The sequence below is a fragment of the Kitasatospora sp. NPDC002551 genome (assembly GCF_040296005.1).
In the GTDB taxonomy this organism is placed as follows: Bacteria; Actinomycetota; Actinomycetes; order Streptomycetales; family Streptomycetaceae; genus Kitasatospora.
The window spans coordinates 48,648-64,905 of the sequence record NZ_JBEOWI010000009.1; the positions used below are offsets into that span (position 1 = coordinate 48,648).

14 protein-coding genes are annotated in these 16,258 nt (G+C 74.6%); 5 read left to right on the forward strand and 9 right to left on the reverse strand.

Features of this window, described 5'->3' with window-relative positions:
* Positions 1-140: 140 nt before the first annotated feature.
* From ABT093_RS11385 to ABT093_RS11405, 5 genes are all read right to left on the reverse strand, one after another.
* Positions 141-407, reverse strand: a complete 267-nt coding sequence (locus ABT093_RS11385) for a GlsB/YeaQ/YmgE family stress response membrane protein (protein WP_350562891.1) — start codon at positions 405-407, stop codon at positions 141-143.
* A gap of 142 nt (positions 408-549) precedes the next feature.
* A complete protein-coding gene (locus ABT093_RS11390) occupies positions 550-1,740 on the reverse strand; it encodes an ABC transporter ATP-binding protein (protein ID WP_350562893.1) in 1,191 nt (396 codons plus the stop codon).
* Positions 1,741-1,749: 9 nt separating this feature from the next.
* Entirely contained in the window at positions 1,750-2,583 is an 834-nt protein-coding gene (locus ABT093_RS11395) for a carbohydrate ABC transporter permease (RefSeq protein ID WP_350562895.1), read from the reverse strand.
* Entirely contained in the window at positions 2,580-3,506 is a 927-nt protein-coding gene (locus ABT093_RS11400) for a carbohydrate ABC transporter permease (RefSeq protein ID WP_350562897.1), read from the reverse strand. The genes ABT093_RS11395 and ABT093_RS11400 overlap by 4 nt, the downstream gene beginning before the upstream one ends.
* Entirely contained in the window at positions 3,503-4,774 is a 1,272-nt protein-coding gene (locus ABT093_RS11405) for an ABC transporter substrate-binding protein (RefSeq protein ID WP_350562899.1), read from the reverse strand. Before ABT093_RS11405 ends, ABT093_RS11400 begins: the two co-directional genes overlap by 4 nt.
* Before the next feature lie 360 nt (positions 4,775-5,134).
* Between ABT093_RS11405 and ABT093_RS11410 the strand changes: the two genes are divergently transcribed.
* The 3 genes from ABT093_RS11410 to ABT093_RS11420 all read left to right on the forward strand — a co-directional run bounded on the left by ABT093_RS11410 (position 5,135) and on the right by ABT093_RS11420 (position 9,632).
* Positions 5,135-8,170, forward strand: a complete 3,036-nt coding sequence (locus ABT093_RS11410; RefSeq protein ID WP_350563145.1) for an AMP-binding protein — start codon at positions 5,135-5,137, stop codon at positions 8,168-8,170.
* A 123-nt stretch (positions 8,171-8,293) separates the two neighbouring features.
* Positions 8,294-9,082 carry a LysR substrate-binding domain-containing protein gene (locus ABT093_RS11415; protein ID WP_350562901.1) on the forward strand — a complete coding sequence of 263 codons (789 nt, stop codon included), beginning with the start codon at positions 8,294-8,296 and terminating at the stop codon, positions 9,080-9,082.
* Positions 9,083-9,185: 103 nt separating this feature from the next.
* On the forward strand, positions 9,186-9,632 hold the full coding sequence (locus ABT093_RS11420) for a DUF4259 domain-containing protein (RefSeq protein WP_350562903.1): 447 nt from the start codon (positions 9,186-9,188) through the stop codon (positions 9,630-9,632).
* A gap of 20 nt (positions 9,633-9,652) precedes the next feature.
* Here ABT093_RS11420 and ABT093_RS11425 read toward each other — a convergent pair whose 3' ends face one another.
* Positions 9,653-10,585 carry an NmrA family NAD(P)-binding protein gene (locus ABT093_RS11425; protein WP_350562905.1) on the reverse strand — a complete coding sequence of 311 codons (933 nt, stop codon included), beginning with the start codon at positions 10,583-10,585 and terminating at the stop codon, positions 9,653-9,655.
* 110 nt (positions 10,586-10,695) lie between these two features.
* Here ABT093_RS11425 and ABT093_RS11430 point away from each other — a divergent pair, with 110 nt between their 5' ends.
* Both ABT093_RS11430 and ABT093_RS11435 read left to right on the forward strand, forming a co-directional pair.
* Entirely contained in the window at positions 10,696-11,445 is a 750-nt protein-coding gene (locus ABT093_RS11430; RefSeq protein WP_350562907.1) for a TetR/AcrR family transcriptional regulator, read from the forward strand.
* A gap of 184 nt (positions 11,446-11,629) precedes the next feature.
* On the forward strand, positions 11,630-12,892 hold the full coding sequence (locus ABT093_RS11435; RefSeq protein WP_350562909.1) for a GDSL-type esterase/lipase family protein: 1,263 nt from the start codon (positions 11,630-11,632) through the stop codon (positions 12,890-12,892).
* Here the strand turns inward: ABT093_RS11435 and ABT093_RS11440 are convergent.
* The 3 genes from ABT093_RS11440 to ABT093_RS11450 all read right to left on the reverse strand — a co-directional run bounded on the left by ABT093_RS11440 (position 12,826) and on the right by ABT093_RS11450 (position 16,214).
* Positions 12,826-13,884 carry a WD40 repeat domain-containing protein gene (locus tag ABT093_RS11440; protein ID WP_350562911.1) on the reverse strand — a complete coding sequence of 353 codons (1,059 nt, stop codon included), beginning with the start codon at positions 13,882-13,884 and terminating at the stop codon, positions 12,826-12,828. The two genes, ABT093_RS11435 and ABT093_RS11440, sit on opposite strands and share 67 nt — an antisense overlap.
* Complete coding sequence (locus ABT093_RS11445; protein WP_350562913.1) at positions 13,881-14,753, reverse strand: hypothetical protein; 873 nt, start codon at positions 14,751-14,753, stop codon at positions 13,881-13,883. Before ABT093_RS11445 ends, ABT093_RS11440 begins: the two co-directional genes overlap by 4 nt.
* Before the next feature lie 138 nt (positions 14,754-14,891).
* The gene (locus ABT093_RS11450; RefSeq protein WP_350562915.1) at positions 14,892-16,214 is read right to left on the reverse strand and encodes a serine hydrolase domain-containing protein; all 1,323 of its coding nucleotides are present in this window, start codon (positions 16,212-16,214) and stop codon (positions 14,892-14,894) included.
* Positions 16,215-16,258 lie beyond the last annotated feature (44 nt).

Here is a 16,258-nt window from a genome sequence, read left to right on the forward strand (position 1 = left end):
CAGGCCGGCGCGGTCATCGGCATCCGCGCCGGGGTCGGACGGTCGTCCAGTGCTCCGGCCGTCGTCGTGGACCACGGCCGGTCCGTAGTACGGCCGTGCGAGTCTAGCCGCGCCGCCGCGGACGCCGTCGCGCCGTACCGTCATCTGGTCCGGCGGGAACTCCAGGCGGGGGCGACCACGGCGATCAGGGCGATGGCGAAGCCGAGCTGGAGCAGATGGCGGATCCAGTCGATCCCGGAGGTGTTCCGGACGCCGATCCAGCCGGAGACCGCGTTGCCGAGCCAGGCCCCGGCCGCGCCGAGCAGCATGGTCAGCCACCACGGGATCGCCTGCGGGCCGCGCAGGATCAGTTTGGCGATCACGCCGAGCACGAAGCCGATGAGCAGAATCCACAGGAGCTGGAACATCGCATTCCACCTTTCGAGGCGCGTTCCCCCATGATCGCCCGAACCGTCCGGTGCGGCACGTCCAGCGGGGGAGCGGGGACGGTCGCGCCCCCGCCTGCCCCGTTCCGGGCGTCCCAACCCCGCGTGATCCGGGAGGGCGGGCCTACCCGTCGGTGACCCGCTCCTCGCCGCTGAGCGCGGCCCCGGTGGCCGGATCGAAGACGTGCAGCCGCTCGGTGTCGATCCACAGCTCCAGCGGGGCGCCCTCGGCCGCCCGGGTGGAGGTGCCGATCCGGGCGACCACCTCGCGGCCGGGCGCCCCGGCGCCCGCCTCCTCCTGGCGCGCGCCGACCTCCTCCAGGCCGCCGCCGGAAACCGCGTCGCCCTCCACGGTGAAGTGCGCGAAGACGTCCGAGCCGACCGACTCCAGCACCTCGATCCCCACGGTGACGGTCGCACCGCCCACCGGGTGCTCCAGCAGCGCGGCGTCCTCGAAGTGCTCGGGGCGGATGCCGACCACCACCTCGCGCGGCGCGTTCGCCGCCGTGAGCCGCCGGCGCAGCCGGTCGCCCAGCGGCAGGTCGCCGAGCGCGGTGCGCAGCGCGCCCTCCTCCAGCCGGCCGTGCAGCAGGTTCATGCCGGGCGAGCCGATGAACCCGGCGACGAACAGGTTGGCCGGCTCGTCGTACAGCCGCTGCGGCGGGCCGACCTGCTGGACCAGGCCCGAGCGGAGCACCACCACCCGGTCGCCCAGCGTCATCGCCTCGACCTGGTCGTGGGTCACGTAGACGGTGGTGGTGCCCAGGCGCCGCTGCAGCCGGGAGATCTGGGTGCGCATCTGCACCCGCAGCTTGGCGTCCAGGTTGGACAGCGGCTCGTCCATCAGGAACGCCTTGGGATCGCGGACGATCGCCCGGCCCATCGCCACGCGCTGGCGCTGCCCGCCGGAGAGGTTGGCGGGCCGGCGGTCCAGGTGCTCGGTGAGGTCGAGGATCCGGGCGGCCTCCTCCACCTTGGCGGCGATCACCGCCTTGTCGGTCCGGGCCAGCCGCAGGGCGAAGCCCATGTTCTGGCGCACCGTCATGTGTGGGTAGAGCGCGTAGCTCTGGAACACCATCGCGATGTCCCGGTCCTTGGGGGCCCGGTCGTTGACCACCTGCCCGCCGATCCGCAGGGTGCCGCCGGTGATGTCCTCCAGGCCCGCGATCATGTTCAGGGTGGTGGACTTCCCGCAGCCCGAGGGGCCGACCAGGATGACGAACTCGCCGTCGGCGACCGTCAGATCGAGGTCGTGGACGGCCACCGAGCCGTCGGGGTAGCGCTTGGTGATGCCCTCCAGGACGATCTCCGCCATCGGTCCGCGTCATCCCTTCACTGCGCCGGCGGTCAGGCCGGCCACGATGCGGCGCTGGAAGAACAGCACGAACAGCACGATCGGCACCGTGATCACCACGGCCGCGGCGGCGATCGAGCCGGTCGGCTGCTGGAACTGGGAACTGCCGGTGAAGAAGGCGATCGCGGCGGGCACGGTGCGCGCGGCGTCCGTGGAGGTGAGCGAGATCGCGAACAGGAAGTCGTTCCAGCAGAAGATGAAGACCAGGATGCCGGTGGTGAACACGCCCGGCGCCGCCAGCGGGGCGATCACCAGCCGGAACGCCTGGGCGGGGGTGGCGCCGTCCACCTTGGCGGCCTTCTCCAGTTCCCAGGGGATCTCCCGGAAGAACGCCGAGAGGGTGTAGATCGCCAGCGGCAGGGAGAAGGTCATGTACGGGATGATCAGGCCCGGCCAGGTGTCGAAGATCCCCAGCGCCCGCTCGATCTCGAAGAGCGGGGAGACCAGCGAGATCGGCGGGAACATCGCGATCAGCAGCGACATCCCGATCAGCAGCCGCTTGCCGGGGAAGCGCAGCCGGGCCACCGCGTAGGCCGCCATGGTGGCGAGCACGACGGCGATCGTGGTGGAGATCACCGCGATGCCGATGGAGTTGACCAGTGCCCGGGTGAACTCGGTCGTGCGGAAGATGCCGCGGTAGTTCTCCAGCGTCCAGCTGCGCGGCACGAAGTTGCCGTCGGTGAGGGTGGCCGGGTCCTTGAAGGAGAGCGCGGCGATCCACCAGACCGGGAACAGCGCGTAGAGCACCACCACCAGGTTGACCACGCCCCAGCCCGTCGCCGAGCGGGCCTGCCGGGCGGTCACCGGTGCTCCGCCGAGCCGCCGGGCGCGGCCGCGCCGAAGACCTTGACGAAGACCAGCGCGATCGCCGCCACGCAGAGGAACACCAGCACCGAGATCGCCGAGCCGATGCCCAGGTTGAGCGCGGTGAAGAGGTTGTCGTAGCCGAGGATCGACACCGAGCCGGTGTCGTTGGCGCCGCCGGTCAGCACGTAGATGTTGTCGAAGATCCGGAACGCGTCCAGGGTCCGGAACAGCAGGGCCACCAGGATGGCCGGTTTCATCAGCGGCAGGACCACCAGCCGCAGCCGCTGCCCGAAACCGGCGCCGTCGACCATCGCGGCCCGCACCGTCTCGGCCGGCACCAGCGCCAGGCCCGCCAGCAGGAGCAGGGCCATGAACGGGGTGGTCTTCCAGACCTCGGCCAGCACGATCAGGCCGATCGCCGGCCAGTGCTCGGTGAGCGGCGCGCTGCCCTCCGGCAGCAGCGCCGCCAGGTACCCGGTGCCGGGCGTCCAGGCGTACTGCCAGGAGTACGCCGCCACCACGGTGACGATGCCGTACGGCACGAGCACCGCCGTGCGGACCAGCCCCCGTCCGACCACCGCCCGGTGCATCACCAGCGCCAGTGCCAGGCCCAGCACCAGCTCGGCCGCCACCGAGACGACGGTGATCAGCGCCGTCACCCACAGCGCCTGCCACCAGTACGGGGAGGACAGCACGGCGCCGTAGTTGGCGAGGCCGACGAACTCGGAGCGGTCCGGGAAGCGCAGGTCGTAGCGCTGGAAGGAGAGGTAGACGGCGTAGCCGACCGGATAGGCCGTCACGAGCAGCATCACCAGCACGGCGGGCGCGCACAGCAGCCAGCCGAGCCGGCGCTCCTGCCGGGATCCCTCCGAGAGCCGGCCGCCGGCCTTCGCGGCGGTCCCGGTTCTGGTCGCGGTCACGGAATCAACCCCTTCGAGCCGAGCGCGTCCCTGATCTGCCCGGCGAGGTCGGCCACGGTGCGCTCCGGGTCCACCTCCGACGGCGGGGAGAGGGCGTGCGCGACGGCGATCGAGACGTTCTGGTACGCGGGCGTCTGCGGCCGCACCGAGGCGGAGTCGAGGGCCCGCAGCACGTCCGCCGCGAACGGGTAGCTCTGCGTGAGCTCGGCGGCGGTGTAGAGGCTGCGCAGCGACGGCGGCAGGCCGCCCTTGAGCGCGTTGGTCAGCTGGTTCTCCCGGTTGCGCAGGCACAGCACGGCCTCCTGGGCCGCGTCCGGGTGCCGCGAGTAGGCGCCGACGGCGAGGTCGATGCCGCCGATGGTCACCGTGGCGGGCCGCCCGGGGACGACCGAGGGGTAGGGCGCCCAGCGGAAGTGCGCGAACAGCTCGGGCTTGTTCTCCTTCATCGACGGATAGACGAAGGGGTAGTTGAGCTCGAAGGCGGCGGTGCCGGACTCCATCGCGAGCCGGTTCTCGTCCTCCATCTGGTTGGAGAGCGAGGGGTCGGCGGCGGGGGAGCGGGCGAGGTCCCGGATCACCCGGGCGGCGGTGACGGCCGGTTCGCCGAGCGAGGGCGCCGTCGCGTCGGGGGTGAGGATCGAGCCGCCGGCGCTGGTGACCAGGGTGTTGAACCAGACCGTCAGGCCCTCGTACTGCGCGCCCTGCACCTCGATGAAGTGCGGCTTGTCCTGCTCCGCCAGGCGTTCCGCCGCCTCCAGCATCTCGTCCCAGGTGGCGGGGGCGGCGGGCACCAGGTCGTCGCGGTACCAGAGCAGTTGGGTGTTGGAGTTGTACGGGACGGCGTACAGCCGGTCCTTCCAGGTGGCGGTCTGCAGCGCGGCGGCCAGGGTGTCCTCGCTCGCCCGTTCGCGCAGCGGGCCGGTCCACTCGCGGACCCAGCCGGCCTCGGCGAACTCGGGCGTCCAGGTGACGTCCAGCCCCATGATGTCCACGCCGGTGTCGTGCGCGGCGAGCCGGCGCACCAGCTGCTGGCGCTGGCCGTCGGCGGTGCGCGGCAGCTTGTTGTAGCGGATGGACCAGCGCCCGCCGGAGTCGCGGCCGCAGTTGTCCGCGGCCTGCTGGAGCGCGCCGGAGTCGTCGGGGAAGTTGTACCAGTCGAGGACGACCGGGCCGCCGCCCCCGGAGCCCCCGCCGCTGCCGCAGGCGGCCAGCGCCCACGCGAGCAGGAGCACCAGGGCGACGGCGGCCGGGTGCTTCTCTCTGGGCATCGCTACTCCCTCCGGTGGACCGGCCCGCGGCTGGCCCACGGTAGGCCGGGAGGCCGCCGGCCGCGCCCGACCGGCCGGTGCGACACCCCTCGGACCGCCCGGGCGGGCTAGCCGCGTTGCGCTCGGCGTGGACCTCGACGGTGCCGAGCGGCCGGGCGGTGGTCGGCGCGAAGCCCGAATCCGGCCCTGACCCCGGCGCCGGCGTGGGACGGCTCTGGCGGGTGACGGCGCCGAACCGCTACGGTCTGGACCAGCCACCCGTCCTGGCCTCTACCGGGAGTCGTCATCAGCACCCGATCCACCGTCAGCGCCGCGCCCGCCACCGCCGTTTCGGCGCTCGACGCGCTCACCCTGCCCGACCTGCTCGACGACCGGGCGCGGCGGCACCCCGACCGGCCCGCGCTGCTCGTCCCCGGCCGCCCGGCGCTCGGCTACCGGGCCTGGCGCGAGCGGGCGGTGCGCGCCGCCCACGGGCTCGCCCGGGCCGGGGTGCGGCCGGGGGAGCGGGTGCTGCTGCTCTTCCCCAACCGGGCCTGGGACGACTACGCGGTGGCCTTCCTGGCCGCGCACTACGCGGGCGCGGCGGGCGTCGTCGTCCGCGAGGACCTGAGCGCCGAGGACACCGCGCGCCTCGCGGGCGACAGCACGGCGGCCCTGGCGCTCGCCCCCGACGCCGACGCCCGGGCGGCCGCGGCCGGCCTGCGCTGCCTGCGGCTCGCCGACCTGGAGGCGGACGGCGCGGGCGAGGACCGGCCGCCGCACCGTCCCGGCCCCGGCGACCTCGCCCAGGTCATCGGCACCTCCGGCACCACCGGCGCGCCCAAGGGCGTGCAGGCCGCCCACGCCAGCCTCACCGCCGGCCAGCGGCTCGATCCGCGCCCGCGCCCCTACGCCCACTCCGCGCACGCGGTGCACGCCTTCCCGATCGGCACCAACGCCGCCCAGGTGGTCCTGGTCAACGCCCTGGTCGCCGCGCCCGCGACGATCTGCCTGCCGCGCTTCGACGCCGAGGAGTTCGGCCGCACCGTCGCCGAACACCGGGTCGGCACCGTCTTCCTGGTGCCGTCGATGGCCGTCGAACTGCTCAACACGGGTGTCGCCGAGCGCCACGACCTCGGCAGCGTCCTGCTGGTGAGCTGCTCCGCCGCCGCGCTGCCCGCTCCCGTGGCCACCGCCCTGCGCGAGGCCCTGCCGACCGCGACCCTCGTCAACACCTACACCTCCGCCGAGGCGTCCCCCGCCCAGATATCCGCCGTCGTCGACGCCCGCCGCCCCGGCTCGGTCGGCCGCCCCGCCAACCCGGCCGACCTGCGGCTGCTGGGCGAGGACGGCGAGCCCGTCGAACCGGGCGAGGTCGGCGAGGTCTGGCTGCGCCAGCCCGGCCCGCCGCGCGGCTACACGGCCGGCGCCGCCGCCTCGGCCGCCGTCTTCCGGGACGGCTGGGTGCGGATGGGCGACCTCGGCCGGCTCGACGCCGACGGTTACCTCCACCTGGTCGACCGGGAGAGCGACGTCATCAAGTCCGGCGCCCTCAAGGTCTCCACGCTGCGCATCGAGGACGTCCTGCACGCCCACCCGAGGGTCGCCGACGCCGCCGCGCTCGGCCTGCCGCACCCCGTCATGGGCGCCGTGCCGGTGGCCGCCGTGGTGCCGGCCGCCGACGGCCTGGACCTCGACGAGCTGCGGCTCTTCCTCGCCGCCCGGCTCGGGCGGGCCGAACTGCCGGTGCGGATCCTGGTCACCGACCGGCTGCCGCGCAACCCCAGCGGCAAGGTCGTCAAGCACGAACTGCGCGCCCGCTTCGAGGCGCCCGCCGAGGAGCCGGCCGGCACCCCGCCCACGACCGAGCACGAACGCGCCCTGGCCGCCGTCTGGCGACGGATCCTCGGCCGGCCCGCCACCGCCGTGGAGGACGAGTTCTTCGCCCTCGGCGGGGACTCCTTCCGCGCCGTCCAGCTCGCCGCCGCCGTCTCCGCCGAGTTCGGCGTCACCGCCGCCACCGCCCTCGTCTTCGAACGCCCCTCGCTGCGCGCCCAGGCCGCCTGGCTCGCCGACGCCCCGCGGAACGCCGGCGGCCTCCTCCCGGTGGACGACGCCGACCTCTCGCCCTTCCTGCGCGAACTGCGCGCCCAGCCGCACGACATCCCGCTCACCTCCCAGCAGGAGAACTTCCTGCGCTGGATGGCCGAGGCCGAGGGGCGCAACGTCGGCTCGGTCGCCGTCATGTTCCGCGTCACCGAGGCGCTCGACCCCCGGCTGCTGACCGAGGCCCTGTACGAGGCGGTCCGCCGCCACCCGGCGCTGCGCACCCGGTTCGTGCCGGTGCCCGGCGCCGCACCGGGGATCCGGCGCGCCGTCGTCGACCCCGAGGCGGAGGTCGAGGCCGTGCTGGTCGACGCCCCGGGCGAGAGCGACGACGAGGTGTCGGCCCGTCTCATCGCCGTCCGGGACCGGCTCACCGACGTCGGCGAGGGACCGATGACGGGCCTGGCGGTGGTCAGCCGCGGACCCGACGACCACGCCGTCCTGCTCGCCGTCCACCACATCGTCGGCGACGGCTGGTCGGTCGGCGTGCTGCTGCGCGACCTCGGCGTGATCTACTCGGCGCTGCGCCGCGGCCGCCCGGCGCCCCCGCCCCGGCCGATGCCGACGCTCGGCGAGCTGGTCACCCGCGCCAACGCCCAGTGGCCGCTCTCCCGCGCCCACTTCGCCCGCACCCTCGCCGGTGCGCCGGAGGCCGTGCACCCGTTCCCCGGGCGCGCCGACACCGAGACGGTGCTCAGCGCCGCCCACCGCCTCACCGTCCCGGCCGCCCGGGCCACCGCGCTGCGGGAACGGGCCGCCGAGGCCGGGGCGACCCCGTTCCAGGCGCTCGCCACCGTCTGGCTCGGCCTGCTGGCGGAGCGCAGCGGGCAGGACGACCTGGTCCTGATGACGCCCGTCCCCGGCCGCACCACCCCCGAGGCCGAACAGGCCGTCGGCTGCTTCGTGCAGTCCCTGCTGCTGCGGGTGGACGCCTCCGGCGCCCCCGGATTCGCCGAACTCCTCGCCCGGGTCCGGGACACCGCCACCGCGGCGCTGGACCGGCAGCTGTACCCGTTCGCGGAGTTCAGCCCGCTGGTGCCGTTCGCCGCCTGGATCCGTTACGAGAGCTGGAACGCGCCCGCCCAGCTCCCGGGCCTGGCCTGCACGGCGTGGGAGGTCCCGCGCAGCGCCACCGTGCCCTACCCGCTGCCCGGCGGCGACCGTCACGTCCCCGAACTCGCCGCCACCGAACAGCCGGACGGCTCCCTGGTCTGCTGGCTGCGCTACAACGAGCACGCCTTCACCACGGCGGCCGTCGAGTCGCTGGCCGCCGCCCTTCAGGCGCGCATCGCGGACGCCGCCGGCGGCTGACGCCGCGGGGTCCCGGTGCGGGGCGATGGGTCGTCAGGAGAGCACGGCGGGCCCGAGGACCCGGGCGCACCACTGCTCGAAGCTGGTTGCCGACGTCGCAGCAGGCCGGCGGCCGCGGCGGCGATGTCGGCGACGGCCACCATCGGCGCCCCTGCGGCCGGCCTCCAGGACGTCGGTGAAGACCCCGCGCTCGCGGATCGAGTCCACCTCCTCCAGGAGGTTCTCGAAGAAGGACGGATTGGCCAGGGCGCGGTAGGCGACCCCGCCGCGCTGCGCACCACCTTCACCCTCCAGGCCGCCGACCTGGTCGGGGCCGCGCTGGCCCCCGGCCTGCTGCGGCTGGTGCGGCGCGAGGCGCCCGGGATCGCGCTGCGCTTCCGCACGGAGGAGGGCGAGGGCGGACCGGCGCTGCGGGACGGCCGCGTCGACCTGGAGATCGGCTCCATCGACCACCCCGACCCGGAGACCCGGGTCGAGGACCTGGTCACCCTGCGGATGACGGCGGCCGTGCGCCGCGGCCACCCGCTCACCGAGGGCCCGCTGACCCCCGCCCGGTTCGCGGCGGCCGAGCACGTCTCGGTCAGCCGGCGGGGCGTCTTCACCGGCCCCGTCGACACCGCCCTCGCCGCACTCGGCCTCAGCCGTCGTGTGTCCGTCGCCCTGCCCGACCACCTCGCGGCCATGACCCTCGCCGCGCTCGGCGACGTCGTCTGCCTCGTCCCGGCCGCCCTGCCCGGTGCCGCTCCCTCCCCCTTCACGGACGCCGCCACCGCCCCCGGCCTGCAGCTGCTCGACATCCCGCTGCCCCTGCCGCCGGTCACCGTCGGGATGGCCTGGCACCCGCGCCACGCCGCCGACGGCGCCCACCACTGGTTGCGCGACGCCGTCCGCCGGACGGCCGGCGGGCTCTGACGGACGGGTCGGGCATGACGCCGGCTCAGGGCGGGGCGGGGGCAGCGGCTCGATTGTCGGAGGGCGGTGCGAGGATGCGGGCACAGCAACCGAGGAGAGCACCATGGGTACCTGGGACACCGGCCACTTCGACAACGACACCGCCGCGGACTTCGCGGGCGCCCTGGACGAGGCGGCCCCGGAGGAGCGGGAGGCCCTGATCCGCCGCGTCCTGACGGTCGCCGCCGACACCGGGGCCGAGGACTACCAGGACGCCTGGGACGGGGAGAAGGCGGTGGCCGCCGCGGCCCTCGTCGCCGCGCAGTGCCCGAACGGCGAGCCGGTCACCACCGCCTACGGCCCGGACGAACCCCTCCCGGTCCTCTCCGCCGACCTGCGCCAGCTGGCCGTGCAAGCCCTCGACCGGGTGGTCGCGGAGGAGTCCGAGCTCGCCGAGCTCTGGGACGAGACCGAGGAGGGGCCGGCGTGGCGCCGGTCCGTCAAGGACCTCCGGGCCGTGCTCGCCCCCGAGCCGGAGCCCGCCCCGGAGGCGCTGTCCGAGCTCGGGTGAGCACGGCCGGCCGTGCGCCGTCAGACCGTCCGCGGCGCGGGCTGCTCGCCGAGGAGCCGGGCCCGCAGCGCGGCGGCGCCGGACTCGGCGAGCCAGTCGGCGAAGGTGCGCAGGCCGGGGTGGATGACCCGCAGCGCCTCGATGTCCGCGTGCCAGCGGTGGCCGGCGTCCCACTGCTGCCGGACTTCGGCGAACTCCGGGTTCAAGGCGGCCGCCTCGTCGTGGGTGACCTGCTCGTAGCGCACCGCGATTCCGGTCGCGGCGCTGATCGCGGCGGCGGCCTCGACCGGGGTCGGGGCGTCACCGGCCAGCTCCAGCGTGCGTCCGGCGAACCGGTCGGGCTGCTCGAAGGCGAGGGCCGCGAACTCGGCGATGTCCTCCAGCGCGATGATCTGGAGCGGCGCGTCCGGCGTGAACAGGTGCCGGTGGACCCCGTCGACGAGTCCGTCGAGGCCCACGCCGGTCACCCCGAGGTAGTTCGTCATGAACCGCACCGGGCGCAGCACGGTCACGAGCGGGATGCGCTCGTGCAGGTACTGCTCGATGCGCCGCTTACCCGGCGCCGCGAACGCCGCGCCCGAGGTCGAGGCGACGCCGGTGAACACCACCTGGCGGACCTCCGCGAAGGTCGCCGCGTCGACCAGGGCCCGGCCCCGGGCGAACTCCGACTCCGGGTCGCTGCCCGCCGGTCCGTAGGCGACCGGCGGTACGGCGAAGAGCGCGGTGACGCCGGCCAGCGCCGGTCCCAGGCTCGACGGTTCGTCGAAGTCCGCGACGGCCAGCTCCGCTCCCGCGGCCCGCAGCGCCGAGGCGGCGGGGGTGGACTCGTCCCGGACCAGCGCGCGGACCCGCCGGCCCCCGGCCAGCAGGCGGCGTGCCGTCGCGCCGCCCTGCTTGCCGGTGGCGCCGGTCACGGCGATGGTGGCCCAGGCGGAGTCGTGGTCGGTGGTCATGTCGTTCCTCCTCCGTCTCCCGGGACCGATGGCTCCGCACTGATGCGGTCGGCCCGGGGTATCTGGAACACTGCAACCCGTTTGGTCCGGTGGACAAGGGGTTTCGTGACATGACGACAGTGATCGGCGGGGACCGCGCGGACGCCCGCCGCAACCGGGCCAGGGTGCTGGCCGCCGCCGTCGAGGCGATGGCGGAGCTGGGGCTCGACGTCCCGCTCGGCGAGATCGCCCGACGGGCGGGTGTCGGCGCCGGCACCGTCTACCGGCACTTCCCGAGCAAACAGGCCCTCCTGGAGGCGGTGTTCACCCAGCACCTGGACGACCTGGTCGCCTCCGGCGAACGCCAGGCCGCCCGCTGCGCGCCCACCGAGGCGTTCTTCGGATTCCTGCTGGACGTCGTCGAACTGTCCAGCAGACGCGGGCACATCTGCGATGTGGTGACCGGTGACCGGACCTGGCCGCGCCCGCTGCTCACGGCCGCCCTGCTGCGCTTCCGCCAGGTCCTGGCCGCGCTGCTGCACGCGGCCCAGCGGGCCGGCGGCGTCCGCGCCGACCTCACCCCCGGGGACGTCGTGGCGCTCACCGTCGGATGCGTCTCGACGCTCACCGCCCGCCGCGACCGCTCGGCCGGGCTCAAGCTCGTCCGGCTGACCCTGGACGGGCTGCGGTCCACCACTTCCGTCACGAAACATCCGCCCTTCCGTGACGGGTGCGGCGAGACCGTGACGACCTGCGGCGAGTCCGTGACGACCTGCGAGGAGTGCGGGGCCGCCCTCACCGCCCGCACCACCGGCCGCCCGGGCCGCTACTGCGGTGCCACCTGCCGCCAGCGGGCCCGCCGCAGACGCCTCGCCGGCTGACGGACGTGGCGAGCGGGATTGACCTCCTGCTCCGTACCCGTGAAGTTCTCCTGGTGTTCAGCCGGGTGCGACCCGTTGGCGGATAGCATCCGCGGCAGTCAGGCATCTAGACGTCTAGATGCCTGGCCGGAGCGGCAGGGGAGCTGCACCGCCACCACCCGACCCCGACGGGCAGGACGAGACCATGGACCACCAGGACGATCCGCGCGGCTGGATCACCGCACCCGTCACCGCGGACCTGCTGCGCGGGGCCCTCGACGTGGAGCGGACCGAGCGCGGCCTGCTGCCGCACCGGCTGCCCGCCTGGGCCCGCGCCCAGTGCGCGGACCCCCAGTTGGCCAGGGCGCAGTCCCAGCCGTCCGGTGTACGGCTGGTCTTCCGCACCCGGGCGACCGCTCTCGAACTGGACACCGTCCCCACCAAGACCGTCTACGCGGGCGCCCCGGCACGCCCCGACGGCGTCTACGACCTGCTCGTCGACGGCCGCCTCGCCGGCCGGGCGAGCGTGGCCGGCGGCGACACGCTGACCGTCGACATCGCCACCAGGACCGCCGAGCGCCGCCCCGGCCCCGTCGGCACCCTCCGCTTCGCCGGCCTGCCCGACCGGCTCAAGGACGTCGAGATCTGGCTGCCGTACAACGAGACCACCGAACTGGTCGCGCTGCGGACCGACGCCCCCGTCGAGCCCGTGCCGGACCGGGGCCGCACGGTCTGGCTGCACCACGGGAGTTCCATCAGCCACGGCTCCGACGCCGCGAGCCCCACCACCACCTGGCCCGCCCTGGCCGCCGCCGCCGGCGGCGTGGAACTGATCAACCTGGGCCTGGGCGGCAGCGCCCTGCTCGACCCCTTCACCGCCCGCACCCTGCGGGACACCCCCGCCGACCTGATCAGCATCAAGATCGGCATCAATCTGGTCAACCACGACCTGATGCGCCTGCGCGCCTTCGTCCCCGCCGTCCACGGCTTCCTCGACACCATCCGCGACGGTCACCCCGGCACCCCGCTGCTGGTCGTCTCGCCCATCCTGTGCCCCATCGTCGAGGACACCCCCGGCCCCAGCACCCTCGACCTGGCCGCCCTGCGTGCCGGACGCGTCCTGGTCCGCGCGACGGGCGACCCCGCCGAGCGCGCGAGCGGAAAGCTGACACTCGGCGTCATCCGCGAGGAGCTGGCCCGCATCGTCGGACAGCGGGCCGCCGCCGACCCGAACCTCCACTACCTCGACGGTCGCGAGCTCTACGGCGAGGCCGACGCCACCGCCCTCCCGCTGCCCGACCGGCTCCACCCGGACGCCGCCACCCACCACCACATCGCCCGGCGCTTCGCGACCCTGGCGTTCACCGCCCCGGGCCCCTTCGCCCCTCCCGTTGCCGAGGGTCATCCGGCGGCGGGGGAGGCGAGCCACAGCCTGGAGCCGACCGCATCTCCCGAATCGCCGTCCTGAACGGTCCGGATGAACAGCGCCGTGCTGTGGGGGACGGCGCCGACCTGCTCCACGTGGTGGCCGGGGAAGGCGTGCTCCCAGACGACGCGCCGGCCCTCGACGTCCCAGACCACCACACCGGAGGGCGTTCCGGCCGCCGCGCGACGGCCGTCGCCGAGGACCGCGGCGGTCCAGATGATGGTGAAGTCGCCGACGGCGACGGTCTTGTCGGAGCGCACCCGGCCCGTCGTGAGGTCGACGACGACGGTGTGGCCGTCGGCGGTGCCGAAGGTCGCGAGGCTGCCGTCGCCGTTGAACCGCACGCTCCGGGAGGCGCACCCGCACCCGATCGTCTCGCCGACGCGGTCCGGATCGGCGGGGTCCCAGGTCTCCACGCCCTCCAGGCCGGCCGCGCGGACCAGCCCGTCGCCGGTGACCGCCCAGTCCTCGTAGGCCGTGCGGCCCCCGTCCGGGACCGGCTTCTCCGGCAGGGTGCTCGTCCTCCCGGTGGTCACGTCCACCACGGTGGGCTCGAAGCTGCCGTAGACGAAGAGCCCGCCGTCCGGGGACAGGCCGCCCGGTCCCTCGAGCGGGTCGATGGTGAAGTCGGTCGGGGTGGTGCGGGAGAGGTTCATCACCCGCACCGCGCCGTCCTCGCTCAGCACGGCGGCCGTCCCGCCGTCCGCCGAGACCCGGATGCTCCGTACGGGGGCGGGTGTGGGGGTCATCAGCCTGGTCGCGCCGTTGGCGGGATCGACGTAGTAGACGCGCCCGTTCGACGTGCCCACGAGCAGGAGGCCGTTGCCGAGCGCGGCGCTCGCGGTCGCCCGCCCCGCGTCGCCGCCGGGGAGCGGTACCTCCGTGAGCGTGTACGGGGCACGTGCCGGCGTCTGGTCGTCGGCGCCGTCGGCGGCCGGGGCGTCCGACTGCCACCGGCCCACCCCGATCCCGGCGCCGACCGCCGCGAGGCAGACGAGGACCAGCGCGAGCACCCGCGCCCGGACGCCGCTCATGGCGCGTCCTTCGCACCGGGCGACGGCGGGACGAGGGGCTCACCGACGGCAATGGTCCGGCCGGAGGTGGTGGACGTCCAGGTGCTCTTGTAGTCCCACGCCCAGCCGGGCGCGGCCGGCAGGGGCGCCGTGCGGAAGCTCTTCCCGCCGTCGTCGACCCGCACCGTCGTGCGCTTGGTCCCCGAGACCAGGTCGAATTCCAGGTACCAGTGGTAGAGCGCCTGTTGGGCCGTCGCGGAGATCAGGAACGTCTCGATCTCGCCGGACTCGACCGTGAAGCCGAACGGCGCGCCGTCCTCGGACGTGTACGTGGCGCGGGGCTGCGGGCTGTCCAGGTCGATGGTGAGGAACCGGAGGTTGGCCTGGCCGGCGGTGGGGCAGCTGACACCCACCGAGGCCGGCGGCTCCTCCCGGGAGGCGACCACCACGCGGACGTTGGAGATCTGCACCTGCCGTTCGGCGTTGCCCTGGACCGTTACCTGGAGCCTGCTCGCGCCGGCGTCCGTCCCGGCGTTCTTGATCAGCCAGTCGTGGAACCCGGTGCACCCGGTCCCCGGTCCCGTGGTGGGCGCGGCGCCCGCGGGCAGCACGCCCTGAATGCCCGTGTCCTCGAACGCGCCGACCTTCTTCGGGTTGGTCTCGACGGAGACCGTGGCGAGCGGGCCCGTGGTCCGGGCGAGCGAATTCGCCCCGTCCGTGAGCCGTGTGACGCCCCACGAGACGACCCCCACCACCGCCGTCGTGACGATCAGAGCGGGCAGCGACAGGAACAGCTCCCGCCGCCTGCGCCTGCCGTCCTGTCGTCCGGTCTCGCCGGGCTCCGGTCCCCGCCCGTCCCCTGATGTCTCCGCCGGGCCGCCCTCCGCCATGCCCGCCCCCTTCCCGCCCAGTCCTGATGCCCGGAAAACGGAAAGATCACCCGAGTTGTCCCCCGGCAGTCCACTCGGCGACCTGTCGCCCGTGCTGTGCCGGCGTCCGTGGGACGTCAGCGGGACGTCAGCGGGACGTCAGCGGGACGTCAGGGCGCAGGGGTGGACCAGGTAGGGGCCGAGCCAGCCGCTGTGGTCGCCGTCCTTGAAGGCGGTGGCCCGGCCGGCCAGGCGGCACGGTTCGATGCGGAGGTCGAGGGCGAGGCTGGGGCTGTTCAGGAGGGCGTCGGGGGTGGGGAGTTGTAGTGGGGCGATCGTGCGCAGGTCCCAGCGCTGGGAGGCGGTGGCCGGGGTGGTGAGCGGTGGGTGGTCGGCCAGGCGGATTTCGACCTGATCGCCGGTCAGGATCGTGAGCCGCAGGGGGATGTCCGCTCCCGCCGCGCGGATCTCTCCGGTCCACTCGCCCTGCGGCAGTTTCACCGGGCGGGGCTGCTCGGTGGTCGGGTTGAGGTGGTCGGCCGAGAAGCCGGGGGCCAGGGCGGCCATGAGGTGGGCGACGATCGCGTCGCGGGCCGCCTTGTCGGTGGAGTTGGTGAGGACGGCGACCGAGAGCTCGCGCTCGGGGACGTCGATCATCATCGTGGCGATGCCGCCCATGCCGCCGCCGTGGCTGTGGACCACCGGTCCGGCGCCGCGCGAGACGACCCGGCCGAACCCGTAGCCGAGGTGCTCGTTGAACGGCACGGCCTCGTGCATGGCGGCGACCGTGGCGGGTTCGAGCAGGCGGGAGGCGGTCCGGGCGAAGAGCGCGACGTCGCCGGCGGTGGCCCAGCCGGCGCCCGCGGCGGGGTGACCGGTGAAGCAGGTGGGGTACGCGCGGCCGTCGGCGGAGTAGCGCCGGGCGACGGGCGCCGGCCCGGGGTAGGCCGCGCCGAACCCGAAGCCGCTCAGGCCGAGCGGGTCGGCGATCCGCTCGCGCAGGTAGTCGCCCAGGTCCTGGCCGGTCACGGCCTCCAGCAGGCTGCCCAGCTCGTGGTAGCCGATGTTGGAGTACTCGAAGTCGGTCCCCGGTTCGCGGACGAGCGTGCGGTAGCGGTCGATGTCGACGGGCAGCGGGCCGGGGCCGTAGTGGAAGTTGTAGAACGCCGGGAACCCGCCGCGGTGCCGGAGCAGTTGGCGCGGTGTCGGCGCGGTCCACGGGAAGCTGCCGGGGACCGGGGTGTCGAGGTCCAGCAGGCCCTCGTCGGCGGCCAGGCAGACGGCCGTGGCGGTGAAGGCCTTGGTGATGGAGGCCAGCCCGTAGACCGTCTCCGGAGTGGCCGGCCGCCGGTCGGCGACGCTCGCCCGGCCGTAGGCCCGGGTGAGCACGAGTTCGTCGCCCGAGGCCACGGCGACGGAGGTGGACGCGCAGCCGTGTTCCGCCAGGGCCCGGGCGCAGAACTCGTCCAACTCGTCCAGCATGCGGTCGACCTCCCGATCGGGTGCTCCGTCGGTCGAACGATACT